Source organism: Streptomyces sp. CB02261, from assembly GCF_001905665.1.
GTDB lineage: Bacteria > Actinomycetota > Actinomycetes > Streptomycetales > Streptomycetaceae > Streptomyces.
In genome coordinates this window covers 127,512-151,030 of record NZ_LIVX01000011.1, presented here as the reverse complement: position 1 = coordinate 151,030, position 23,519 = coordinate 127,512, and the positions used below count along the sequence as shown (strand labels likewise).

Sequence of the window (23,519 nt, the reverse complement as noted above, 5' to 3'; positions counted from 1 at the left end):
AGCGAAGCCGAGAGCTTGGGGGAGGGTCTCCCCGGGTCTACCCTGCGGTGAGCTCACCGCCGAAGGAGGACCCCCGTTGTCGCGAGCCCTTCAGCCCTTCGAGGAGCTCGTCGAGCTCGACGCGGAAGCGGTCAGGTCCTGGTCGGCGCGGACGCTGGACGCGCTCGGCCGGGAGCGCGAGGAGATCGACGCGATCAACGTCTACCCCGTGGCCGACGGGGACACCGGCACCAATCTGTACCTGACGGCGGACGCCGCCCACCAGGCTGTCGAGGCCGTCTTCGCCGCCACCGCCGCCGCGCCCGACACCGCCGAGACCGTCCGGGCCATGGCGCACGGCGCCCTCCTCGGCGCCCGCGGGAACTCCGGCACGATCCTCTCCCAGCTCCTCCGCGGCATGGCCGGGGTGCTCGCCGACGGCTGTGACGGTGATCACCTCGCCCGCGCCCTCGCCGAGGCCGCGACCGCGGCGCGACGGGCCGTCGCCCACCCCGTGGAGGGCACCATCCTGACGGTGGCGGGGGCCGCGGCCGAGGCCTGCGCGGCCGGCGGCGGGCTCGTGGAGGTGGCCAGGAACGCCCACGACGGGGCCAGGACGGCCCTCGCCGCCACCTCGGGGCAGCTCGACGTCCTCGAACGCGCCGGAGTCGTCGACGCGGGCGGACGGGGCCTGGTGACGGTCCTCGGCGCCCTCCTGGAGACCGTGACCGGCCAGGCCCCGGCCCCCGCCGACACGGCGGCGGTCCCGTACGCCCCCCGCGAGGAGTGCCCCGCCGAGGGCGGACCCGCCTACGAGGTGATCTACCTCCTGGAGGCCGGGGAGGCCGCCGTGGAGCTGCTGCGGGCCCGGCTCGACGCCCTGGGGGAGTCCCTGGTCGTCGTGGGCGGCGACGGACTGTGGAACGTCCACGTGCACGTCGACGACGCGGGCGCCGCCGTCGAGGCCGGCGTCGAGGCCGGCCGGCCGCACCGCATCCGGATCACCCACTTCGCCGCCGACGCGGCCGCCACCACCGGACGCGGCGAGCGCGCCCAGCGCGCCGTCGTCGCCGTCGTCCCCGGCGAGGGCCTCGCCGGGCTCTGCGCCGAGGCCGGCGCCACCACGGTCCGGAGCAGGCCGGGCGAACCGCCCGCGGGCGACGAACTCCTCGACGCGATCCGGCGGGCCCACGCGCGCGAGGTCGTCCTCCTGCCCAACGACGGCGACCTGAGGCAGACCGCCGTCGCCGCCGCCGAACGCGCCAGGGCCGAGGGCATCCGCGTCGCCCTCATCCCGACCCGGGCCGCCGTCCAGGGCATCGCCGCCCTCGCCGTCCACGAACCCGACCGGCGCTTCGACGAGGACGTCGTCGCCATGACGGCCGCCGCCGGAGCCACCCGCTACGCCGAACTCGCCGTGGCCGAGCGCCAGTCCTTCACCTCCGTCGGCGTCTGCCAGGCCGGCGACGTCCTCGGCCTCATCGAGGGCGACGTCGCCGTCATCGGCGAGGACCTCACCGAGACGGCCCGCACGGTCCTCGACCGGATGCTGTCGGCCGGCGGCGAACTCGTCACCCTCGTCGTCGCCGACGACGCCCCGCCCGGACTCGCCCCCGACCTGGAACGGCACGTCAGGAGCGGCTACCTGGCCGTCGACACCACCACGTACCACGCGGGCGCGGGGGCCCCGCCGCTGCTCATCGGGGTGGAGTGACACCCGACTGTCGGTCCCGTGGTGTGCAATGGAACGCGTGCCCGCGCTCGACGAACCACTCAAGAAGTCCCTCGGCCCCGCCACCGCCAAGGTCATGGCCGAGGCACTCGACCTGCACACGGTCGGTGACCTGCTCCATCACTACCCCCGCCGGTACGCCGAGCGCGGGGAGCTGACCACGCTGTCCGACCTGCCGCTCGACGAGCACGTCACGGTGGTCGCGCAGGTCGCCGACGCCCGTGTGCTCACCTTCAACGGCTCCAAGGGGCGCGGCCAGCGCCTCGAGGTGACCATCACCGACGGCAGCGGCCGCCTCCAGCTGGTCTTCTTCGGCAAGGGCGTGCACAAGCCGCACAAGGACCTGCTGCCCGGCACCCGCGCGATGTTCGCCGGCAAGGTCTCGCTCTTCAACCGGCGCCTCCAGCTCGCCCACCCGTCGTACGAACTCCTCCGCGGCGACAGCGAGGAGGCGGTGGACACCTGGGCCGGTGCCCTCATCCCGATCTACCCGGCCACCACCAAGCTGGAGTCCTGGAAGCTCGCCAAGGCCGTCGACGCCGTCCTGCCGAGTGCCGTCGACGCCGTCGACCCGCTCCCGGACGCCCTCCGCGAAGGCCGCGGCCTGGCCGAACTCCCCGAGGCCCTGCGGCTGATCCACCGGCCCCGTACCAAGGCCGACATCGCCACCGCCCGCGAGCGACTCAAGTGGGACGAGGCCTTCGTCCTCCAGGTCGCCCTCGCCCGCCGCCGGCACGCCGACACCCAACTGCCCGCCGTCGCCCGGCGTCCGGCCCCCGACGGCATCCTCGTCGCCTTCGACGCCAAGCTCCCCTTCACCCTCACCGACGGCCAGAAGAAGGTCTCCAAGGAGATCTTCGACGACCTCGCCACCGAGCACCCGATGCACCGCCTGCTCCAGGGCGAGGTGGGCAGCGGCAAGACCATGGTCGCCCTGCGCGCCATGCTCGCCGTCGTCGACTCCGGGGGCCAGGCCGCCATGCTCGCCCCCACCGAGGTCCTCGCCCAGCAGCACCACCGCTCGGTCACCGAGATGATGGGCGAGCTCGCCGAGGGAGGGATGCTCGGCGGCGCCGAGCGGGCCACCAAGGTCGTCCTGCTCACCGGCTCCATGGGCGCCGCCGCCCGCCGGCAGGCCCTCCTCGACCTGGTCACCGGGGAGGCGGGCCTCGTCATCGGCACGCACGCGCTGATCGAGGACAAGGTCCAGTTCCACGACCTGGGCCTGGTCGTCGTCGACGAGCAGCACCGCTTCGGCGTCGAGCAGCGCGACGCGCTCAGGGGCAAGGGCAAGCAGCCTCCGCACCTCCTGGTGATGACCGCCACGCCCATCCCGCGCACGGTCGCCATGACGGTCTTCGGCGACCTGGAGACCTCCGTCCTCGACCAGCTGCCCGCCGGACGCTCCCCGATCGCCAGCCATGTCGTCCCCGCCGCCGACAAGCCGCACTTCCTCACGCGCGCCTGGGAGCGGGTCCGCGAGGAGGTCGGCAAGGGCCACCAGGCGTACGTGGTCTGCCCGCGCATCGGGGACGAGGAGGACCAGAAGAAGAAGTCCAAGGCGTCCGCCGAGGACGAGGCCGAGAAGCGCCCGCCGCTCGCCGTCCTCGACGTCGCCGAGAAGCTCGGCACCGGGCCCCTCGCCGGCCTCCGGATCGCCGTCCTGCACGGCAGGATGCACCCCGACGACAAGGACGACGTGATGCGCCGCTTCGCCGCGGGCGAGCTCGACGTCCTCGTCGCCACCACCGTCATCGAGGTCGGCGTCAACGTCCCCAACGCCACCGCCATGGTGATCATGGACGCGGACCGCTTCGGCGTCTCCCAGCTCCACCAGCTCCGCGGCCGCGTCGGCCGCGGCTCCGCCCCCGGCCTCTGCCTCCTCGTCAGCGAGATGCCCGAGGCGACACCCGCCCGGCAGCGCCTCGGCGCCGTCGCCGCCACCCTCGACGGCTTCGAGCTCTCCCGCATCGACCTCGAACAGCGACGCGAGGGCGACGTCCTCGGCCAGGCCCAGTCCGGCGTCCGCTCCTCCCTGCGGGTGCTCACCGTCATCGACGACGAGGAGGTCATCGCCGCCGCCCGCGAGGAGGCCACCGCCCTCGTCCTCGCCGACCCGGACCTCACCGCCCACCCGGGGCTGCGCACCGCGCTCGACGCCCTGCTCGACAAGGACCGGGAGGAGTACCTGGAGAAGGGCTGACCGACACGGTGTGGACGGCGGTCATATCCTGAGACGGACGCACTGGACGACGCAGGACGAGGACACCGATGACCCGCGTGATCGCCGGCACCGCGGGCGGGCGCCGCCTGGCCGTGCCGCCCGGCAACGGCACCCGCCCCACCTCCGACCGCGCGCGTGAGGGCCTCTTCTCCACCTGGGAGGCGTTCCACGGCCTGGCCGGGGCGCGCGTCGCCGACCTGTACGCGGGCTCCGGCGCCGTCGGCCTCGAAGCGCTCTCCCGTGGCGCCGCCCACGCCCTCCTCGTCGAGGCGGACCCGCGCGCCGCGAAGACGATCCGGGACAACGTCCGGTCGATCGGGCTGCCCGGCGCCGAACTCCGTACCGGCAAAGCGGAGCAGATCGTGACGGGACCGGCGCCGTCCGACCCGTACGACCTGGTCTTCCTCGATCCGCCGTACGCCGTCGGCGACGACGATCTTCGCGAGATACTCCTCACACTCCGCTCCGGGGGGTGGCTCGCGGACGACGTCCTCGTCACCGTGGAGCGCAGCACCAGAGGCGGGGAATTCGGCTGGCCGGCCGGTTTTGAACCACTGCGGGCCCGTCGTTACGGCGAGGGAACGTTTTGGTACGGTCGCGCCGCCTCTACGTGCGAAGACGCACGATGACCGGACCGGAGAGCGAGGGACCCAAGTTGCGCCGCGCCGTCTGTCCGGGGTCATTCGACCCCATCACCAACGGACACCTCGACATCATCGCCCGCGCCTCCAAGCTGTACGACGTCGTACATGTCGCGGTGATGATCAACCAGTCGAAGAAGGGCCTGTTCACCGTCGACGAGCGGATCGAGCTGATCCGCGAGGTGACCGCCGACTTCGGCAACGTCGAGGTGGAGTCCTTCCACGGACTGCTCGTCGACTTCTGCAAGCAGCGCGACATCCCCGCCATCGTCAAGGGCCTGCGCGCGGTCAGCGACTTCGACTACGAGCTGCAGATGGCCCAGATGAACAACGGCCTCACGGGCGTGGAGACCCTCTTCGTCCCCACCAACCCCACCTACAGCTTCCTCTCCTCCTCGCTGGTCAAGGAGGTCGCGGCCTGGGGCGGCGACGTCTCCCACCTGGTCCCGCCGACGGTCCTTCCCCGGCTGACCGAGCGCCTGGCGCGGAAGTGACGCGCGGCCACCTCCGCTGACGCTCCGTCACCTGGTGTCGGACGGGCGCCGACTGCCCTTACAGTCGTCCCGTCCGTCTCCATCCAGCTGTAGAGAGTGGCGAGCACCCGGTGGACGTACAGAAGAAGCTCGACGAGATCGTCGCGACGGTGCGGGGCGCCCGCTCCATGCCCATGTCGGCGTCCTGCGTGGTCAACCGGGCCGAGCTGCTCGCCCTGCTCGAAGAGGTGCGGGAGGCCCTGCCGGGCTCCCTCGCCCAGGCCCAGGAGCTGATCGGCGGCCGCGAGCAGCTGGTCGAGCAGGCCCGCCAGGAGGCCGAGCGGATCATCGAGGCCGCCCACGCCGAGCGCGGCTCGATCGTCTCCCACACCCAGGTCGCCCGGGAGTCGCAGGAGGAGGCCGACCGGATCCTCTCCGAGGCCCGCCGTGAGGCGGAGGAGGTCCGCGCGGAGGCCGACGACTACGTCGACTCCAAGCTCGCCAACTTCGAGGTCGTCCTCAACAAGACCATCGGCTCCGTCGACCGGGGCCGCGAGAAGCTCCTCGGCCGCGGACCCGGCCTCGACCAGGACGGGTACGCCGACCCGGACGCCCCGGAGCACAGCTCCGACCCCCAGACCCTGATCCACCGGGCCGACGCGTACGTCGACGCCAAGCTCGGCGCCTTCGAGGCCGTGCTGAGCAAGACCCTGGAGGCCGTGGGGCGGGGCCGGCAGAAGCTGCACGGGCGGATCGCCTCCGACGCCCTGGGCGAGCACATGGCCGCCCAGGACGGCCTCGGCGGCGCCGTGCACACCAGCGACGCCGACTACCTGGCCGGGCTAGCGGAGCTGTCCGACCCCGAGCCGGTCCAGATCCCGGCTCAGCAGCAGCCCCAGCAGCCCCAGGCCGACCCGTACGCGGCGTACCAGCAGGTCCCGCAGCAGGCCGACCCGTACGCCGCCTACCAGCAGGCGCAGCAGCAGCAGCCCGACCCCTACGCCGCGTACCAGCAGCAGCCCCAGGCCGACCCGTACGGCTACCAGCAGCAGGACCCCTACGCGTACCAGCAGCCCGTCCAGCCGCAGCAGCAGACCGCCGCGCTCGACGAGACCAGCTTCTTCGACACGAGCATGATCGACCTGGAGCAGCTGCGCCGGTACGAACAGGGGCACTAGGGGCACCGGGGCCCGGATTGGGCCCTGGGCGAAGCGTCCAGTATCCTGGCTCTTCGGTCGCGCGTATCTCCGCGATCCTTGCTGCCCACGTTCCGGCAGCCTCCTCACGATGACGACCCGAAAGCAGGAAGAGCCCTGAGCACGCGCCTCGACCACCGCAACCCCCTCGTGTTCGACACACACGAGCTGGGGCGGCGTCCTGGTGCCCTCCAGCGGATCTCGCGTTCGGTCGAGGCCCCCAGGGACCTGGGCGTCGAAGGAGTGATCGGAGTGCCCCAGGGCTCTCCGGTGGACATCGATCTCCGTCTTGAGTCGGTCATGGAAGGGGTGCTCGTCACAGGCACCGCCCGTGCATCGGCCGAGGGGGAGTGCGTAAGGTGTCTGGAGCCCGTCGAGCTGGAGCTCGACGTGGACTTCCAGGAGATGTTCTCGTACCCCGACTCCGACGACCGGGGCCGCTCCAGGGCGGCCGCGGACGACGAGGCCGAGGAAGACGAGGACATGATCCCCCTCGAGGACGGCATGTTCGACCTCGAACCCGTGCTGCGTGATGCGGTGGTGCTCGCACTGCCGATGCAGCCGGTGTGCCGGGAGGACTGTGCAGGCCTGTGTTCCCAGTGCGGAACCAACCTGAACGAGAACCCGGACCACCACCACGACGTCGCCGACATCCGTTGGGCGGCACTGCAGGGACTCGCCGGTTCGCTGGGAACCGATGAGAAGGACAACATGAGCGGCAAAGCCTCTGACGGGGACGTCCGAAGCGCCGCCGAGAAGCAGGAGAAGTAGCCGTGGCTGTTCCGAAGCGGAAGATGTCGCGCAGCAACACGCGCCACCGCCGGTCGCAGTGGAAGGCTGCGGTCCCCACCCTGGTTTCGTGTGAGCGTTGCCAGGAGCCGAAGCTGCAGCACATCGCGTGCCCGAGCTGCGGCACCTACAACAAGCGCCAGGTCCTCTCGGTCTGATTGGGCTGGTGAGAGGCGCAATGTCTGAGTCCCGCAAGACGGACGACAAGACGGACCATGCCTCGTCCCACACGCTTCTGGAAGGGCGGCTCGGCTACAAGCTCGAGTCCGCCCTTCTGGTGCGTGCGCTGACCCACCGTTCGTACGCGTACGAGAACGGCGGTCTGCCCACCAACGAGCGGCTGGAGTTCCTCGGGGACTCCGTGCTCGGCCTGGTGGTCACGGACACGCTGTACCGGACCCACCCCGACCTGCCGGAAGGCCAGCTGGCCAAACTGCGGGCCGCGGTGGTGAACTCGCGTGCGCTGGCGGACGTGGGACGCGAACTCGAACTCGGCCTCTTCATCCGGCTCGGCCGGGGCGAAGAGGGCACGGGCGGCCGGGACAAGGCGTCCATCCTCGCCGACACCCTTGAAGCGGTGATCGGCGCGGTCTATCTCGACCAGGGCCTCGACGCGGCGTCCGAGCTGGTGCACCGGCTCTTCGACCCGCTGATCGAGAAGTCCTCGAACCTCGGTGCGGGCCTGGACTGGAAGACCAGTCTCCAGGAACTCACCGCGGCCGAGGGTCTGGGCGTGCCGGAGTACCTCGTCTCCGAAGAGGGCCCCGACCACGAGAAGATCTTCACTGCTGCCGCCCGCGTCGGTGGTGTCTCGTACGGCACCGGCACCGGCCGCAGCAAGAAGGAAGCGGAACAGCAGGCGGCGGAGTCCGCGTGGCGCGCGATCCGCGCGGCCGCGGACGAACGCGCGGCGGCGGCGAAGGCCGCGGCCGAAGCGGGAACGGGAGAGGTCGCCGACCCCTCTCCGACCGCCCACCGGGCGTCGGCCTGACGGCCCGCGCCCACCGCTTCCCGAGGACCCCGCCCCAGGGCGGGGTCCTCGTCTTTTCCGGTGCGGGACGGCCGGTAGGGTTGAGGCGCTGTCGAAGACGTCCGGAGGAGTCGCCGTGCCCGAGCTGCCCGAGGTCGAGGTCGTACGGCGCGGTCTGGAGCGCTGGGTCGCCGGGCGGACCGTGACCGAGGTCGAGGTGCTCCACCCGAGGGCCGTGCGGCGTCATCCGGCGGGCGGCGCCGACTTCGCGGCCCGGCTGCAGGGGCAGCGGATCGAGGCGGCGCGGCGGCGCGGCAAGTACCTCTGGCTGCCGCTTGCCGGCACCGGGACCTCCGTCCTCGGCCACCTCGGCATGAGCGGCCAGCTGCTCGTCCAGCCGGAGAAGGCCCTCGACGAGAAGCACCTGCGGATCCGGATCCGCTTCGACGACGCCGCCGGCACCGAGCTCCGCTTCGTCGACCAGCGCACCTTCGGCGGGCTCTCGCTCCACGAGCAGACCCCCGACGGACTCCCGGACGTCATCGCGCACATCGCCCGCGATCCGCTGGACCCGGAGTTCGACGACGTCTCGTTCCACAGCGCCCTGCGCCTGCGGCGGACGACCGTCAAGCGGGCTCTCCTCGACCAGTCGCTGATCAGCGGCGTCGGCAACATCTACGCCGACGAGGCGCTCTGGCGGTCCCGGCTGCACTACGACCGGCCGGCCGGCACCCTGACGCGGCCGCGCTCGGCGGAGCTCCTCGGTCATGTCAGGGACGTGATGAACGAGGCGCTCGCGGTCGGAGGCACCAGCTTCGACAGCCTGTACGTGAACGTCAACGGCGAGTCCGGCTACTTCGACCGCTCCCTCGACGCCTACGGGCGGGAGGACGAGCCCTGCCGGCGCTGCGGTACGCCGATGCGGCGGCGGGCGTGGATGAACCGCTCCAGCTACTTCTGCCCGCGCTGCCAGCGCCCGCCGCGTGTGACACCGTCGGCCTGAAGGCGCGGTTCAGGCGGTGGCCGGGGTCGCGCGCTCCGCGTCGTACCGCTCCCGGGCCGCCTCGACCTGGGGCATCCGCCCCTCGACCAGTGCGATCAGGCCGATCAGGCGCTCCGCGACCTCGCGGCCGAGCGGGGTGAGCCGGTAGTCGACCCGCGGCGGGTTGACCGGCTGGGCTTCACGGTGGACCAGCCCGTCCCGCTCCAGGGCGTGCAGGGTCTGCGACAGCATCTTCTCGCTCACGCCGTCGATCCGGCGCCGCAGCTCGTTGAACCGGAACGTCCCGTCGTACAGCGCCCCCAGCGTCAGGCTGCCCCAGCGGCCCGTCACATGCTCCAGCGTCCCGCGCGAGGGACAGGCCCGCGCGAACACGTCATAGGCGAGGTCGTCCGTCATGCCCTCCACGGTACTCCCGCACAGCGCCCCCTTCCAGGAACGCGCTGTCGGCCGGATCGCGCTGTCGGAAAGTCAGCGACCGCTCGGGCGGCGGGAGCTCAGTAGCCGAAGTTCTGGGTCCACCAGGGGCCGCCGTCACCGAAGTGGACGCCGACGCCGAGGGTCGTGAAGTCGCAGTTCAGGATGTTGGCGCGGTGACCGTCGCTGTTCATCCAGGACTCCATCACGGCTGCCGCGTCCGCCTGGCCGCGGGCGATGTTCTCGCCGCCCAGGCCGGTGACGCCCGCCTTCTCGGCGCGCGCCCACGGGGTGTTCCCGTCCGGGTCCGTGTGGTCGAAGAAGCCGCGGGCCGCCATGTCGGAGCTGAACGCGCCGGCCAGTGCCGCCAGCTGCGCGCTCGCGTTCACCGCGGAGCAGCCCACCTTGGTGCGCTCGGCGTTGACCAGGCGGAGCACCTCGGCCTCGGCGGCCACGGCGCGGTCGGCGGTGGAGGGGGCCGAGGTCTTCTCGACCGGGGTCTCGGTGGTCGGGTCCGGCTTCGGCGCGGGGGCCTTCGTGGTGGGCGCGGTCGTGACCCTCGGCGCCGGCGGCGTGGTTTTCGCCGGCGGTGTGGTCCTGGTGGGCTTCGGCTTCGGCGGGGTCGTCCTCGCCTTGGTCGGTGTCGGCTTCGGCGTCGCCTTGGGGGTCGGCTTCGTGGACGGGGTCGCCGAGGGCGTGGGCGTCTTCCTGCCGCTGCCCTCGCCCGCGCTCGATCCCGTACGGGTCCCGGTGCCGCTTCCCGCGGACGCCGATTCACCGGCCGGGGTCTGGGTGGCCCCGCCCTGCGTGGTCAGCTCCGGGGCCTGCCGGGACTGGCTCGGCCGCTCGGTCGTGCCGGCGCTGCCGACCGTGAACGTGTCCCCGCCCGGAACCAGGCCGGTGGCGACGGCGACCGCGCCGAGCGCGACGGCGGCGGAGGCTCCGAGCAGACCGGTGCGCACGGGCGTGCCGCGCCGCTTGCGGCGGGCACCCCGGTGCAGGCGGTCCGAACCGGCCGCGTACTCTTCTGCGGCGGGTGCGGCTCCGGCGCGACGGTGGCGTCCCATCTGCTCTGCCTTCCTCTGCTGGTTCTGCTGGCATTTGCTGATCTTTGCTGTCGGTACCGTTGCGGACCGGCAGTCGAACAGCGCGCGCCCGAACGGGTGAGGCGTGTTCGGTCGGGACTGTAGCCCATGCGGGACGGGGGCGACGTGCTCATCTGGCAATCCGCCCGCTAGCGTGCAGGCATGAACGACGATGTGCGGATGACCGCCTGGGTACGCGGCCGGGTACAGGGAGTGGGCTTCCGCTGGTTCACCAGGGCAAACGCTTTGGAGATCGGCGGCCTGGTGGGCTTCGCCCTGAACCTCGACGACGGCCGTGTGCAGATCGTGGCCGAAGGGGCACGTGAGAATTGCCACCGTCTGCTCGCCTGGCTCCACTCCGCCGACACACCCGGGCGTGTGGACGGCGTCACTGAGATCTGGGCCACCCCGCGCGGCGGTTACGACGGCTTCGCCATCCGCTGAGGAACTCCGCTCCGTGACCCCGGACGGTGACCGAGAGGGGCGTCCGGCGGACGGGCGGTAACAGGCGTGTGGCGGGGAAAGCCCCTGGTGGTTGCCAAGGAGCGTCCGTCGTGGAAGGCTGCCCGGTAAGGATGATCGCGACGCCCTGAGGCACCGAGTCTGCGAGGCCCTGCCGCCCCCTGGGCGGCCCTGGACTCCTCGGTCGCCCCTTCGAACGGGGCGTGATCGTGTTGACCGTCAAACTTTTTGGTGAGACTCTGGAAGCCCCGCGCACCTTAGCTGTTCGGCAGTGGAACCGGCACCACTAGCAGTACTGCCGAGCACCGCGGGTGCGAAATCCCTCACGACCCAACCGCTTCGGTCGGTCACTCATTGTGGAGGACCATCCATCATGGCAAAGGCGCTTCTCGGTTACGTCGGCGGCTCCGACCCGCGACTCCTCGCCGAGATGCGACGGCTTCAGCAGCGCGTCCAGGACCTCGAATCCGAGCTGGTACGGATCCAGTCCGAGAACGACTCGCTCGCCGCGGCCGCCGCTCATCACCAGGGAGAGTCGCTGCTGAACAGCATCGACCTCGACGTACCCCAGGCGGAGCCTGCGCTCACCTGACAACCCAGCCCCGCGGGGCCAGGTGGGAAACACTCACGCCGGCACAGCCGACTGGACCATCCAGCTCGGCACAGCTGGATCTGCAAGGGACGCTTCGGCGTCCCTTCTTTCTTTCACCCGTCGTTTCCCCCGCGTCCCACCCCTCTCCACCGAGGATCTGCCCTGCACCTTCGCGGGTGAAACGCACGGGCCCCGGTAGAGTCCCCGGGGTGCATCTCAAGGCCCTGACCCTCCGAGGCTTCAAGTCGTTCGCCTCGGCCACCACCCTGCGGTTCGAGCCGGGAATCACCTGCGTCGTGGGCCCCAACGGATCGGGCAAGTCCAACGTCGTGGACGCCCTCTCCTGGGTCATGGGCGAACAGGGCGCCAAGTCGCTGCGCGGCGGCAAGATGGAGGACGTCATCTTCGCCGGCACGACCGGGCGCCCGCCGCTCGGCCGCGCCGAGGTCTCCCTCACCATCGACAACTCCGACGGCGCCCTGCCCATCGACTACGCCGAGGTCACCCTCACCCGGATCATGTTCCGCGGCGGCAGCAGCGAGTACCAGATCAACGGCGACACCTGCCGGCTGCTCGACTTCCAGGACCTGCTCTCCGACTCCGGCATCGGACGCGAGATGCACGTCATCGTCGGCCAGGGCCAGCTCGACTCCGTCCTGCACGCCGACCCGATGGGCCGCCGCGCCTTCATCGAGGAGGCCGCCGGCGTCCTCAAGCACCGCAAGCGCAAGGAGAAGGCGCTGCGGAAGCTCGACGCGATGCAGGCCAACCTCGCGCGCGTGCAGGACCTCACCGACGAACTCCGCCGCCAGCTCAAGCCCCTCGGCCGGCAGGCCGCCGTCGCCCGCCGCGCCGTCGTCATCCAGGCCGACCTGCGTGACGCCCGGCTGCGCCTCCTCGCCGACGACCTCGTCCGCCTCCAGCAGGCCCTCACGGCCGAGGTCGCCGACGAAGCCGCCCTCCTCGCCCGCAAGGAGGCCACCGAGACCGAGCTGCGCGCCGCGCTCGCCCGCGAGGCCGCACTGGAGGCGGAGGCCCGCGCCCTCGTACCGCGCCTGGAACGCGCCCAGCAGAACTGGTACGCCCTCTCCCAGCTCGCCGAGCGCGTCCGCGGCACCGTCTCCCTCGCCGACGCGCGCGTGAAGAGCGCCGCCGCCGCACCCGCCGACGAGCGCCGCGGCCGCGACCCGGAGGACCTGGAGCGGGAGGCGGCCCGCGTCCGCGAGCAGGAGGCGGAGCTGGAAGCCGCCCTGGAGGCGGCCGAGCGCGCCCTCGAGGACACCGTCGCCCACCGCGCCGAGCTCGAACAGGCGCTGGCGGCCGAGGAGCGCCGCCTCAAGGACCTCGCCCGCGCCCTCGCCGACCGGCGCGAGGGCCTCGCCCGCCTCCACGGCCAGGTCAACGCGGCCCGCTCGCGCGCCGCCTCCGCCCAGGCCGAGATCGACCGCCTCGCCGCCGCCCGCGACGAGGCGGGGGAGCGGGCGGCCACCGCCCAGGAGGAGTACGAGCGCCTCCAGGAGGAGGTCGAGGGACTCGACGCGGCCGACACCGAGCAGGCGGAGCGCCACGAGGCCGCCCGGCGCGAACTCGCCGAGGCCGAGGCCGCCCTGAGCGCGGCCCGCGAGGCCGCCGGCACCGCCGAACGCCTCCGCGCCGCGACCCTCGCCCGGCACGACACCCTCGCCCTCGGGCTGCGCCGCAAGGACGGCACGGGCGCGCTGCTCTCCTCGGGACTCAGCGGACTCCTCGGCCCGGCGGCCGAACTCCTCACCATCACCCCCGGGTACGAGGTCCCCGTCGCCGCCGCCCTCGGGGCCGCCGCCGACGCGGTCGCCGCCACCGGCCCCGCCGCCGCCGCCGAAGCCCTCCGACTGCTGCGCAAGCAGGACGCGGGCCGCGCCTCCCTGCTCCTGACCGGTGCCCCGGAACCGGAACCCCGCGTCGCGGTGGGCGAGGGACATCCGTACGCCGCCGACCTCGTGCGCGGACCCGCCGAACTCGTCGCGGCCGTACGCCGTGTGCTCGCCGGCATCGTGGTCGTCGCGGACCTCGACGAGGCCGCCGAGCTGGTCAGGACCCGGCCCGCCCTGACCGCCGTCACCGCCGAGGGCGACCTGCTCGGGGCGCACTTCGCGCGAGGAGGCTCCGCGGGCGCCCCGAGCCTCCTCGAAGTGCAGGCCTCGGTGGCCGAGGCCGCCGCCGAGCTCGACGAACTGGCCGTGCGGTGCGCGGAGTCGGAGACGGCCCGGCGGGAGGCCGAGGAGCGTCGCCGTACCGCCGCCGCGCTCGTCGAGGAACTCGACGCCCGCCGCCGTAGCGCCGAGCGCGAGAAGTCGGCCGTCGCCGAGGCGCTCGGGCGGCTCGCCGGTCAGGCCAGGGGGGCGGCGGGGGAGGCCGAGCGGACCGCCGCCGCGGCCGCCCGCGCCCAGGAGGCCCTGGAGAAGGCCACCGCCGACGCGGAGGAGCTCGCCGAACGGCTCCTCGTGGCCCAGGAGGCCGCCGACCTCGGGGACGGCGGCGACGAGGACCCCGACACCGCCACCCGCGACCGGCTCGCGATCGACGGCTCCAACGCGCGCCAGACCGAGATGGAGGCGCGGCTCCAGGTCCGTACCCACGAGGAGCGGGTCAAGGCGCTCGCCGGACGGGCCGACTCGCTCGACCGGGCCGCCCGCGCCGAACGGGAGGCACGCGCGCGTGCCGAGCAGCGGCGGGCCCGGCTGCGCCACGAGGAGCGGGTCGCGGGCGCGGTCGCCGCCGGCGCCCGGAGCCTCCTGGCCCATGTCGAGGTCTCCCTGGTCCGCGCCGAGCGGGAGCGGGTGGCGGCCCAGGCCGCCCGCGCCGACCGCGAGGAGGGCCTGACGGCGGCCCGGACCCGGGGCCGGGACCTCAAGGCGGAGCTGGACAAGCTGACCGACTCCGTCCACCGGGGCGAGGTGCTGGGTGCCGAGAAGCGGCTGCGGATCGAGCAGCTGGAGGCGAAGGCCCTGGACGAGTTCGGCGTGGAGGCGGTCGCCCTGGTCGCCGAGTACGGCCCGGACCAGCCCGTGCCCGCGCCGCCCGGCGAGGCATCGGAGGAGGTGGCGGAGGAGGGCGCGGGCGACGCTCCGCCGCGTCCCTTCATCCGTTCGGAGCAGGAGAAGCGGCTCAAGGCCGCCGAACGCGCGTACCACCAGCTCGGCAAGGTCAATCCGCTGGCCCTCGAGGAGTTCGCGGCCCTGGAGGAGCGCCACAACTTCCTCTCGGAGCAGCTGGAGGACCTGAAGAAGACCAGGACCGACCTGCTTCAGGTCGTGAAGGAGGTCGACCTGCGGGTCGAGCAGGTCTTCACCGAGGCGTACCGGGACACGGCCCGGGAGTTCGAGGGCGTCTTCTCGCGGCTCTTCCCGGGTGGTGAGGGCCGGCTGATCCTCACCGATCCCGACAACATGCTCACCACGGGTGTCGAGGTGGAGGCCCGCCCGCCCGGCAAGAAGGTCAAGCGGCTCTCGCTGCTCTCGGGCGGGGAACGGTCCCTCACGGCCGTGGCGCTGCTCGTGTCGATCTTCAAGGCGAGGCCGAGCCCGTTCTACGTGATGGACGAGGTCGAGGCGGCGCTCGACGACACCAACCTCCAGCGGTTGATCCGGATCATGCGGGAACTCCAGGAGTCCTCGCAGCTGATCGTGATCACGCACCAGAAGCGGACGATGGAGGTCGCGGACGCGCTCTATGGCGTTTCCATGCAGGGCGACGGGGTATCCAAGGTCATCAGCCAGCGGCTGCGCTGAGCCTGTTCGTTCAAGTGTTGAAGCCATGAGGGCGTGTCTTGCTTCTTAAGTCACACGACATCGGGTATTGACTTCGAAACTTGAAGGCATAGTCTCTGCAACGTTGCTTTTACCTTCACGTGGTGGGCGGCGTGATGTTGTGCGCCACTGGAAGGGCTTTCCCCCACCGAGGAGTCCATGTGACCAACACCGCGCAGGCGCCCACGCCGCCGCCTTCCGATGGCCGAACAGCCCACCCGGACCACCTCGGCCACGTCATCTTCATCACCGCCTCCGCCGCCATGGGCGGCTTCCTCTTCGGCTACGACAGCTCCGTCATCAACGGCGCCGTCGAGGCGATCCGGGACCGTTACGACATCGGCTCCGGCACCCTCGCCCAGGTCATCGCCGTCGCCCTGATCGGCTGTGCCATCGGCGCCGCCACCGCCGGCCGGATCGCCGACCGCATCGGCCGCATCCGCTGCATGCAGATCTCCGCCGTGCTGTTCGCCGTCAGCGCCGTGGGCTCCGCCCTCCCGTTCGCCCTCTGGGACCTGGCCCTCTGGCGGATCATCGGCGGCTTCGCCATCGGCATGGCCTCCGTGATCGGCCCCGCCTACATCGCCGAGGTCGCCCCCGCCGCGTACCGCGGCCGCCTCGGCTCCTTCCAGCAGGCCGCGATCGTCATCGGCATCGCCATCTCCCAGCTGGTCAACTACGGCATCCTCCAGCTCGCCGACGGCGACCAGCGCGGTGAGATCGGCGGCCTCGAGGCCTGGCAGTGGATGCTCGGCGTGATGGTCGTCCCCGCCGTCCTCTACGGCATGCTCTCCTTCGCCATCCCGGAGTCCCCGCGCTTCCTCATCTCCGTCGGGAAGACCGACCGGGCCAAGGAGGTGCTCGCCGAGGTCGAGGGCCACGGCGTCGACCTCGACCGCCGCGTCGCCGAGATCGACCGCGCCATGCGCAGCGAGCACAAGTCCACCTTCAAGGACCTCCTCGCCACCGGGGCCCGCTTCAAGCTGCTGCCCATCGTCTGGGTCGGCATCGGGCTCTCCGTCTTCCAGCAGCTCGTCGGCATCAACGTCGCCTTCTACTACTCGGCGACGCTCTGGCAGTCCGTCGGCATCGACCCGTCGAGCTCGTTCTTCTACTCGTTCACCACGTCGATCATCAACATCATCGGCACGGTGATCGCGATGGTCCTGGTCGACCGGGTCGGCCGCAAGCCGCTCGCCCTCGTCGGCTCCATCGGCATGGCGATCGCCCTCGCCTTCGAGGCCTGGGCCTTCTCCGCCGACCTCGTCGACGGCAAGCTCCCCGAGACCCAGGGCGTCGTGGCACTCGTCGCCGCCCATGTCTTCGTGCTCTTCTTCGCCCTCTCGTGGGGCGTGGTGGTCTGGGTCTTCCTCGGCGAGATGTTCCCCAACAGGATCCGCGCCGCCGCCCTCGGCGTCGCCGCCTCCGCCCAGTGGATCGCCAACTGGGCCATCACCGCCAGCTTCCCGTCCCTCGCGGACTGGAACCTGTCCGGCACCTACATCATCTACACGGTCTTCGCCGTGCTCTCGATCCCCTTCGTGCTCAGGTACGTCAAGGAGACCAAGGGCAAGGCGTTGGAGGAGATGGGCTAACCCCCGCTGCCCCTCTCCTCACCCACGGAACTGCCCCGGCCCGAGGCCCTGTGCCCCGAGCCGGGGCAGTACGCCGTCGCAGAACAGCCGCAGACTCCGCCGGCCCTCCTCCACCGGCATCCCGCCGCACAGCGGGTGCAGCACCAGGGTCTCCAGGCCGAGCGCCAGGCACTCGTCCGGCGTGACGACCCGGTACACCCCCTCCGCGCGCAGCTCCGCCTCCGTCGTCGCCGCCGACCGCACCGCCGAGCGGATGTCCTTCGACTGCCAGGAGGCGTACGTCCGCGCCTCGTGCAGGAAGTGCTCCCCGTGCTCCGCCCAGGTCCGGTCCGGGTCCTCCGACAGATGCAGCAGCGGGGTCTCTTCGGCCGGCATCATCGTCCACCCCTCCGTGCCGTACTCGGCGCACCGCTCCCGGTAGTACGCCTCCAGCTCCGGCAGGTGCGCGCTCGGGAAGAAGGGCAGCCCGAGCCGGGCCGCCCGCCGCGCCGCCGCCCGCGACGAACCGCCCACGAGGAGCAGCGGGTGCGGCCGGGTGAAGGGCCGCGGGGTGACCCGTACCGTACGGCCCTGATACGTGAAGGGCTCGCCGGTCCAGGCCGTCAGCAGGGTCTCCAGAAGCAGGTCCTGGAGCCTGCCCCGCCGCCCCCAGTCGACTCCGCGCTCCTCGTACTCCTCCGGCCGGTAGCCGATCCCCGCCACCGTCACCAGACGGCCTCCGCTCAGCAGGTCCAGGACCGCGATGTCCTCGGCGAGCCGCAGCGGGTCGTGCAGGGGGCCGATGATCGCCGAGACGGTGACCGCGATCGTCTCCGTGGCGCCGAAGACCGCGCCGGCGAAGGTGAAGGGGGAGGGCAGCCAGTTGTTCTCGACCCCGTGGTGCTCCTCGGTCTGGACGGTGTCGATCCCGTGGGCGTCGGCGTACGCGGCCATGGCGAGGGCGGCCCGGTACCGCTCCGAGAGGGACTCCGGGGTCGCGCGGGGATCGACGAGGTTGAACCGTACGACTGTGAAGGGCATGGGAAGTCCCCCTCCGCGGGTGGGATGCCGGCGAAGGGGGACGGTAGCTGACGCGACGTCAGATGGAAACGGTCTCGCGTACCTCGGCGTCCCGCGCCGGAACCCGGGCGGGCGTGCGGGGCAGTACGGCGTACAGCACACCGGCCACCACGATCGTCGCGGCCCAGCCCAGACCGTTCTCGCCGATCCAGGAGGAGGCGAGCGGTCCGGCGAACCAGTCGACCTTCGTGAACAGCAGACCCACGAGCAGGGCCACCGCCCACGCCGTCATCGCCTGCCAGGCGAAACCGCCCCGGTACCAGTAGGCGCTGGTCCTGGAGGTGTCCATGAGGGCCGCCGCGTCGTACGAGCGACGCCGCAGCATGTCCACGCCGAAGACCCCGATCCAGGCCGAGAACGCCACCGCGAGCAGCGTCAGGAACGAGATGAACGAGCCGATGAAGCTGGTCGCCACCACCATCAGCAGGAAGCCGAAGACCAGGCTGATCACCGCGTTCACGCTGACCGCCGCCGCCCGCGACACCCTGATGCCCAGGGTCTGCGCCGTGAACCCGGCCGAGTACATCGACATCGAGTTGATCAGCAGCATCCCGAGCAGGGCGATCACCAGGTACGGCACGGAGATCCACATCGGCAGCAGCTCACCGATGAAGGAGACCGGGTCCTGGGCCGAGGCCAGGTCCGGGGTGGACACCGCCATCACCGCACCCATCAGCACCATCGGCAGGACGACGATCCCCGCACCGCCGACCGTCGAGCCGACCATGGCCTTCGAGGAGGCCGTACGGGGCAGATAGCGGGTGAAGTCGGGGCCGGACGGGACCCAGCTGATGCCGCCGGCCGCGATCGTGCCGATGCCCGCGACCATCATCGCCGTCGAACCGGCCGGCTTGTCGAAGACGGCCGACCAGTCCGTGTTCGCCACCAGGTAGACCAGGACGAGCACGGAGAAGGCACCGAAGAGGTACGTGGACCACGTGCTGCACACGCGCAGCGCGGTGATCCCGAGGCCGGAGACCAGAAAGGTGCAGGTGACGAAGAGCAGCAGCGTCACCACGATGAGGAGCGTGTTCGACTTCACGCCGAAGAGCAGGTCGAGCACGGTGAGGACCGCGTAGGCGCCGGTCACCGCGTTGATCGTCTCCCAGCCCCAGCGGGCCACCCAGATCAGCGCCCCCGGGAAGAGGTTTCCGCGCTGGCCGAACACGGCCCGCGACAGCGCCATGCCCGGCGCCCCGCCCCGCTTCCCCGCGATCGAGATCAGGCCGACGATCCCGTACGACAGGACCGGCGCGGCGACCGCCACGGCCAGGACCTGCCAGAAGTTGAGGCCGTTGAAGACGATCAGGCCGGCGCCCATCGTGAGCAACAGCACACTGATGTTCGCGGCGACCCAGGTCGGGAAGAGCTCGCGGACCCGGCCGGTCCGCTCGGCGTCGGGGACGGGCTCGAGACCGCGGGTCTCCATGGCGCCGTCGTGCGTCGCGCCTGCGGCTTCGGAGGCGTCGTGGGGCATGGGGGTACTCCGTACAGATGGGGGGGACCCACCCAGCGTACGTGCTCCGTCCCCGGCCCCTTCGTGGCCGATACTGAGGGGGTTATGGAACTCATCCTTGCTGTAGTCATCGCTCTGGTCGTCGCGGTCGCCGTGACGAGCGGGCTCGTGATCAGCGGCCGCAAGAAGAAGCAGCTGCCGCCGGCCGAGCCGCCGTCCACCACGCCGACCATCACCGCTCCGCCCGCCGAACCGCACGTCGGCGAGGAGGCGGAGACGCCGCGGGAGGAACCACGCCGCACGGTCGAGGAGGTCCCGCTCCCCGCCGAGGAGGCCGTCGGGACGCCGGTCGCCGTCGAGGACCCCGTCGTCGCCGAGCCGCCGGCCCCCGAGATCGAGATCCCGGAGCCCACCGCGGGCCGTCTCGTACGGCTCAGGGCCCGGCTCGCCCGCTCCCAGAACTCGCTCGGCAAGGGGCTGCTCACGCTCCTGTCCCGCGAGCACCTCGACGAGGACACCTGGGAGGAGATCGAGGACACCCTCCTCACCGCCGACGTCGGCGTCGCCCCCACCCAGGAACTCGTCGAGCGGCTGCGCGAGCGGGTCAGGGTGCTCGGCACCCGCACCCCGGAGGAGCTGCGCGCCCTGCTCCGCGAGGAGCTCATCGCCCTCCTCGGCCCCGACCTCGACCGGACGGTGAGGACCGAGAGCCCGGCGGACGTCCCGGGCGTCGTCATGGTCGTCGGTGTGAACGGCACCGGCAAGACCACCACCACCGGCAAGCTGGCCCGCGTCCTCGTCGCCGACGGCAAGTCCGTCGTCCTCGGTGCCGCGGACACCTTCCGCGCCGCCGCCGCCGACCAGCTCCAGACCTGGGGCGAGCGCGTCGGCGCCCGGACCATCCGCGGCCCGGAGGGCGGCGACCCGGCGTCGATCGCCTTCGACGCCGTCAAGGAGGGCATCGCGGAGGGCGCCGACGTCGTCCTCATCGACACCGCAGGCCGGCTCCACACCAAGACCGGCCTCATGGACGAGCTCGGCAAGGTCAAGCGCGTCGTCGAGAAGCACGGCCCGCTCGACGAGATCCTCCTCGTCCTCGACGCCACCACCGGCCAGAACGGTCTGATCCAGGCCCGCGTCTTCGCCGAGGTCGTCGACATCACCGGCATCGTGCTCACCAAGCTCGACGGCACCGCCAAGGGCGGCATCGTCGTCGCGGTCCAGCGCGAGCTGGGCGTCCCGGTCAAGCTGGTCGGCCTGGGCGAGGGCCCGGACGACCTGGCCCCCTTCGAGCCGGGCGCCTTCGTCGACGCCCTGATCGGCGACTGACCCGCGGTCCACGCGCACGCGTGAGGGCCCCCGCCGAGGAGAGGCGGGGGCCCTCACGCGTGCGCGGGGAGACGCCCTAGAGGTGCGTGCGGTGGCAGATGTACGCCAGGGTGCCGAGCAGCAGCCGCGCCTGCGGCGGCGCGCCCGCCGTGTCCAGCGTCGGGGGCCGCAGCCAGCGCACCGGGCCGAGCCCGCCCAGGTCCGACGGGGGAGCGGTGATGTGGCTGCCGGGACCCAGACCGCGCAGGTCCAGGTCGGCGTCGTCCCAGCCCATCCGGTAGAGCAGCTGCGGCAGCGCCGCCGCGGCGCCCGGCGCCACGAAGAAGTGCGCCCGTCCGGTCGGCGTCGCGCACACCGGGCCCAGCGGCAGTCCCATGCGCTCCAGCCGCACCAGCGCCCGTCGGCCCGCCGCCTCCGCGACCTCGATCACGTCGAAGGCCTTGCCCACCGGCAGCAGCATGGCCGCGCCCGGGAACTCCGACCACGCCTTGGTCGCGTCGTCGAGCCCGGCACCCGCCGGAACGGGCGCCGCGAAGGAGAGGGGATGCGCGCCCGGGGCCGGGCACGCCGGATCTCCGCAGGAGCACTGGCCGGAGACGGCCCGCGCGCCGGGGACCACGTCCCAGCCCCACAGCCCCGTGTACTCGGCCACCGCTGTGCACTCCGTGGCGCGTACGCGGCGACGTGCGCCGGACCGCATCTCACGAATGCCGCCGATCGTGAAACCCATGTCCCCTCCAACGGGTCGAGCGCGCCGGTGGTTACGACCCGGAGCACCGTCGTCACCTTTCGTCACGGACCGTCGGCGCGGGTTGGCGCGCGGTCGTGCGAGGGGTGGTGCGGGCCGGTGCGCGCGCCTCTCCGCGCATCCGTCCGCCGACTCCGGTTCGTCGCATGTCAAGTGAATCGCGTTCCACCGGCGGCGAGTTCATTCGAAGGGGTGGCGAATGGTGGCGTTTCTTGAATCGCCCTCGTGGAGCGGTGATCGTAGGATTACTTTCGGTACTCGAAACACGGGACCGCATGCGCACGCGGGTATGCCGGAGGCAACCCGGTTTCCAGTTCGAAGGAGCGCGAACGCCGGACGGGTGCCGCAAGACACGGCATCCTGATAGGGGTTCGCAGGACAGGTGATCAGGTGGATGGGGGCGTTCCAGTGGGCGGCAACGGCGCAGACGGTACGACTGCCGGCAAGCGCCCGAACGAGCAGCTGGGCTCGTGGTTCGTGCGCAGCGGCTGGTCCAAGGGCGAACTCGCGCGGCAGGTGAACCGCAGGGCGCGCCAGATGGGCGCGCACCACATCTCCACCGACACCTCGCGGGTGCGCCGCTGGCTCGACGGCGAGCAGCCGCGCGAGCCCATCCCGCGCATCCTCTCCGAGCTGTTCTCCGAGCGCTTCGGCTCCGTCGTCGCCGTCGAGGACCTGGGCCTGCGCACCGCGCACCAGTCGCCCTCCGTCTCCGGGGTCGACCTGCCCTGGGCCGGTCCGCAGACCGTCGCCCTGCTCAGCGAGTTCTCCCGCAGCGACCTCATGCTCGCCCGCCGGGGCTTCCTCGGCTCCTCCCTGTCCCTCGCCGCGGGACCCGCCCTCATCGAACCGATGCAGCGCTGGCTCGTCCCCACGCCCGGGGGTGACGTCGAGCGACCCGGCGGCCCCGCCGACCCCCACCGCCCCAACCGGCTCTCCGAGGTCGAACTCGACCTCCTGGAGTCCACCACCGCCATGTTCCGCAAGTGGGACGCCCAGTGCGGCGGCGGACTGCGCCGCAAGGCCGTCGTCGGCCAACTCCACGAGGTCACCGACCTCCTCCAGGAGCACCAGCCCGCCGCCACCGCCAAGCGCCTCTTCACCTGCGCCGCCGAACTCGCCGAACTCGCCGGCTGGATGAGCTACGACGTGGGCCTCCAGCCCACCGCCCAGAAGTACTTCGTGCTCGCCCTGCACGCCGCCAAGGAAGCCGGCGACAAGCCCCTCGGCTCGTACATCCTGTCCTCGATGAGCCGTCAGATGATCCACCTCGGCCGGCCCGACGACGCCCTCGAACTCATCCACCTGGCCCAGTACGGCAGTCGAGACTGCGCCACCGCGCGCACCCAGGCCATGCTGTATGCGATGGAGGCCCGCGCGTACGCCAACATGGGCCAGCCCTCCAAGTGCAAGCGGGCCGTCCGGATGGCCGAGGACACCTTCGCGGACGTGGGCCTCGACGGCGAGCCCGAGCCCGACTGGATCGGCTTCTTCTCCGAGGCCGAGCTCAACGGCGAGAACTCCCACTCCTACCGCGACCTCGCCTACGTCGCCGGGCGCTCCCCGACGTACGCCTCGCTCGCCGAGCCCGTCATGGAGCGGGCCGTCGAGCTCTTCGGGAAGGACCCCGACCACCAGCGGTCGTACGCGCTCAACCTCATCGGCATGGCCACCGTGCACCTCCTCAAGCGTGAGCCCGAGCAGTCCGTCGTCCTGGCGGAGAAGGCCCTCCACGTCGCCCGCAGCATCCGCTCCGAGCGGGTGAACACCCGGCTCCGCAAGACCGTCGACCACGCCGCCCGCAACTACAGCGACGTCGCCGAGGTCGTCCAGCTCACCGACCGGCTCACCCAGCTGCTGCCGGAGGCCGCCGAAGCGGTCTGACCGCCGTCCCGGCCCCCTCGCGAGCCCCCTCGACCCCGGCCGCGCCGGACGTCCCGTACTGCCCGACTCGGCTCCCCCGCCGCACGGTCACACGGACGCC

General features: G+C 72.1%; 20 protein-coding genes. 15 read left to right on the top strand and 5 right to left on the bottom strand.

Translation table 11 applies throughout. The features are described from left to right. Positions 1-76: 76 nt before the first annotated feature. The 9 genes from AMK29_RS30370 to mutM all read left to right on the top strand — a co-directional run bounded on the left by AMK29_RS30370 (position 77) and on the right by mutM (position 9,007). Entirely contained in the window at positions 77-1,693 is a 1,617-nt protein-coding gene (locus tag AMK29_RS30370) for a DAK2 domain-containing protein (protein ID WP_073819071.1), read from the top strand. Positions 1,694-1,721: 28 nt separating this feature from the next. Beyond that, positions 1,722-3,914 carry an ATP-dependent DNA helicase RecG gene (gene recG, locus AMK29_RS30365; protein WP_073819070.1) on the top strand — a complete coding sequence of 731 codons (2,193 nt, stop codon included), beginning with the start codon at positions 1,722-1,724 and terminating at the stop codon, positions 3,912-3,914. Positions 3,915-3,982: 68 nt separating this feature from the next. After that, the gene (rsmD, locus tag AMK29_RS30360) at positions 3,983-4,564 is read left to right on the top strand and encodes a 16S rRNA (guanine(966)-N(2))-methyltransferase RsmD (RefSeq protein ID WP_073819068.1); all 582 of its coding nucleotides are present in this window, start codon (positions 3,983-3,985) and stop codon (positions 4,562-4,564) included. A gap of 26 nt (positions 4,565-4,590) precedes the next feature. After that, the gene (gene coaD, locus AMK29_RS30355; protein ID WP_181399519.1) at positions 4,591-5,070 is read left to right on the top strand and encodes a pantetheine-phosphate adenylyltransferase; all 480 of its coding nucleotides are present in this window, start codon (positions 4,591-4,593) and stop codon (positions 5,068-5,070) included. Positions 5,071-5,180: 110 nt separating this feature from the next. Further along, positions 5,181-6,227 (top strand): ATP synthase F0 subunit B, encoded by a 1,047-nt coding sequence (locus AMK29_RS30350; protein WP_073819066.1) that lies wholly within the window; start codon positions 5,181-5,183, stop codon positions 6,225-6,227. A 135-nt stretch (positions 6,228-6,362) separates the two neighbouring features. Continuing rightward, positions 6,363-7,016 (top strand): YceD family protein, encoded by a 654-nt coding sequence (locus AMK29_RS30345; protein WP_107422720.1) that lies wholly within the window; start codon positions 6,363-6,365, stop codon positions 7,014-7,016. A gap of 2 nt (positions 7,017-7,018) precedes the next feature. Continuing rightward, entirely contained in the window at positions 7,019-7,192 is a 174-nt protein-coding gene (gene rpmF / locus AMK29_RS30340) for a 50S ribosomal protein L32 (RefSeq protein ID WP_015036448.1), read from the top strand. 20 nt (positions 7,193-7,212) lie between these two features. After that, a complete protein-coding gene (gene rnc / locus AMK29_RS30335; protein ID WP_073819064.1) occupies positions 7,213-8,025 on the top strand; it encodes a ribonuclease III in 813 nt (270 codons plus the stop codon). Positions 8,026-8,140: 115 nt separating this feature from the next. Continuing rightward, a complete protein-coding gene (gene mutM / locus AMK29_RS30330) occupies positions 8,141-9,007 on the top strand; it encodes a bifunctional DNA-formamidopyrimidine glycosylase/DNA-(apurinic or apyrimidinic site) lyase (RefSeq protein WP_073819062.1) in 867 nt (288 codons plus the stop codon). A 9-nt stretch (positions 9,008-9,016) separates the two neighbouring features. Here mutM and AMK29_RS30325 read toward each other — a convergent pair whose 3' ends face one another. Beyond that, complete coding sequence (locus AMK29_RS30325; protein ID WP_073819060.1) at positions 9,017-9,403, bottom strand: winged helix-turn-helix transcriptional regulator; 387 nt, start codon at positions 9,401-9,403, stop codon at positions 9,017-9,019. Positions 9,404-9,501: 98 nt separating this feature from the next. Continuing rightward, a complete protein-coding gene (locus AMK29_RS30320; RefSeq protein ID WP_073819058.1) occupies positions 9,502-10,488 on the bottom strand; it encodes a CAP domain-containing protein in 987 nt (328 codons plus the stop codon). 180 nt (positions 10,489-10,668) lie between these two features. On the opposite strand from AMK29_RS30320, the gene AMK29_RS30315 reads away from it, so the two are divergent. The 4 genes from AMK29_RS30315 to AMK29_RS30300 all read left to right on the top strand — a co-directional run bounded on the left by AMK29_RS30315 (position 10,669) and on the right by AMK29_RS30300 (position 16,943). Continuing rightward, entirely contained in the window at positions 10,669-10,950 is a 282-nt protein-coding gene (locus tag AMK29_RS30315; protein WP_073819056.1) for an acylphosphatase, read from the top strand. Between the two features lie 391 nt (positions 10,951-11,341). Then, entirely contained in the window at positions 11,342-11,560 is a 219-nt protein-coding gene (locus tag AMK29_RS30310; RefSeq protein WP_030206333.1) for a hypothetical protein, read from the top strand. Between the two features lie 209 nt (positions 11,561-11,769). Beyond that, entirely contained in the window at positions 11,770-15,330 is a 3,561-nt protein-coding gene (smc, locus tag AMK29_RS30305) for a chromosome segregation protein SMC (protein WP_073819054.1), read from the top strand. Positions 15,331-15,509: 179 nt separating this feature from the next. Continuing rightward, positions 15,510-16,943, top strand: a complete 1,434-nt coding sequence (locus AMK29_RS30300; RefSeq protein WP_073819052.1) for a sugar porter family MFS transporter — start codon at positions 15,510-15,512, stop codon at positions 16,941-16,943. An 18-nt stretch (positions 16,944-16,961) separates the two neighbouring features. Here AMK29_RS30300 and AMK29_RS30295 read toward each other — a convergent pair whose 3' ends face one another. Both AMK29_RS30295 and AMK29_RS30290 read right to left on the bottom strand, forming a co-directional pair. Further along, positions 16,962-17,963, bottom strand: a complete 1,002-nt coding sequence (locus tag AMK29_RS30295; RefSeq protein WP_073819050.1) for an LLM class flavin-dependent oxidoreductase — start codon at positions 17,961-17,963, stop codon at positions 16,962-16,964. 58 nt (positions 17,964-18,021) lie between these two features. Next, the gene (locus tag AMK29_RS30290) at positions 18,022-19,479 is read right to left on the bottom strand and encodes a cytosine permease (RefSeq protein WP_073819047.1); all 1,458 of its coding nucleotides are present in this window, start codon (positions 19,477-19,479) and stop codon (positions 18,022-18,024) included. Between the two features lie 84 nt (positions 19,480-19,563). Here AMK29_RS30290 and ftsY point away from each other — a divergent pair, with 84 nt between their 5' ends. Beyond that, positions 19,564-20,787: a signal recognition particle-docking protein FtsY gene (ftsY, locus tag AMK29_RS30285; protein WP_073819046.1), complete on the top strand. Its 1,224-nt coding sequence runs from the start codon at positions 19,564-19,566 to the stop codon at positions 20,785-20,787. Positions 20,788-20,863: 76 nt separating this feature from the next. Here ftsY and AMK29_RS30280 read toward each other — a convergent pair whose 3' ends face one another. Then, complete coding sequence (locus tag AMK29_RS30280) at positions 20,864-21,517, bottom strand: bifunctional DNA primase/polymerase (RefSeq protein WP_073819043.1); 654 nt, start codon at positions 21,515-21,517, stop codon at positions 20,864-20,866. A gap of 426 nt (positions 21,518-21,943) precedes the next feature. Here AMK29_RS30280 and nsdA point away from each other — a divergent pair, with 426 nt between their 5' ends. Further along, positions 21,944-23,419, top strand: coding sequence for a transcriptional repressor NsdA (gene nsdA, locus AMK29_RS30275; protein WP_073819041.1), 1,476 nt, complete (start codon positions 21,944-21,946; stop codon positions 23,417-23,419). The last annotated feature ends 100 nt before the right edge of the window (positions 23,420-23,519 follow it).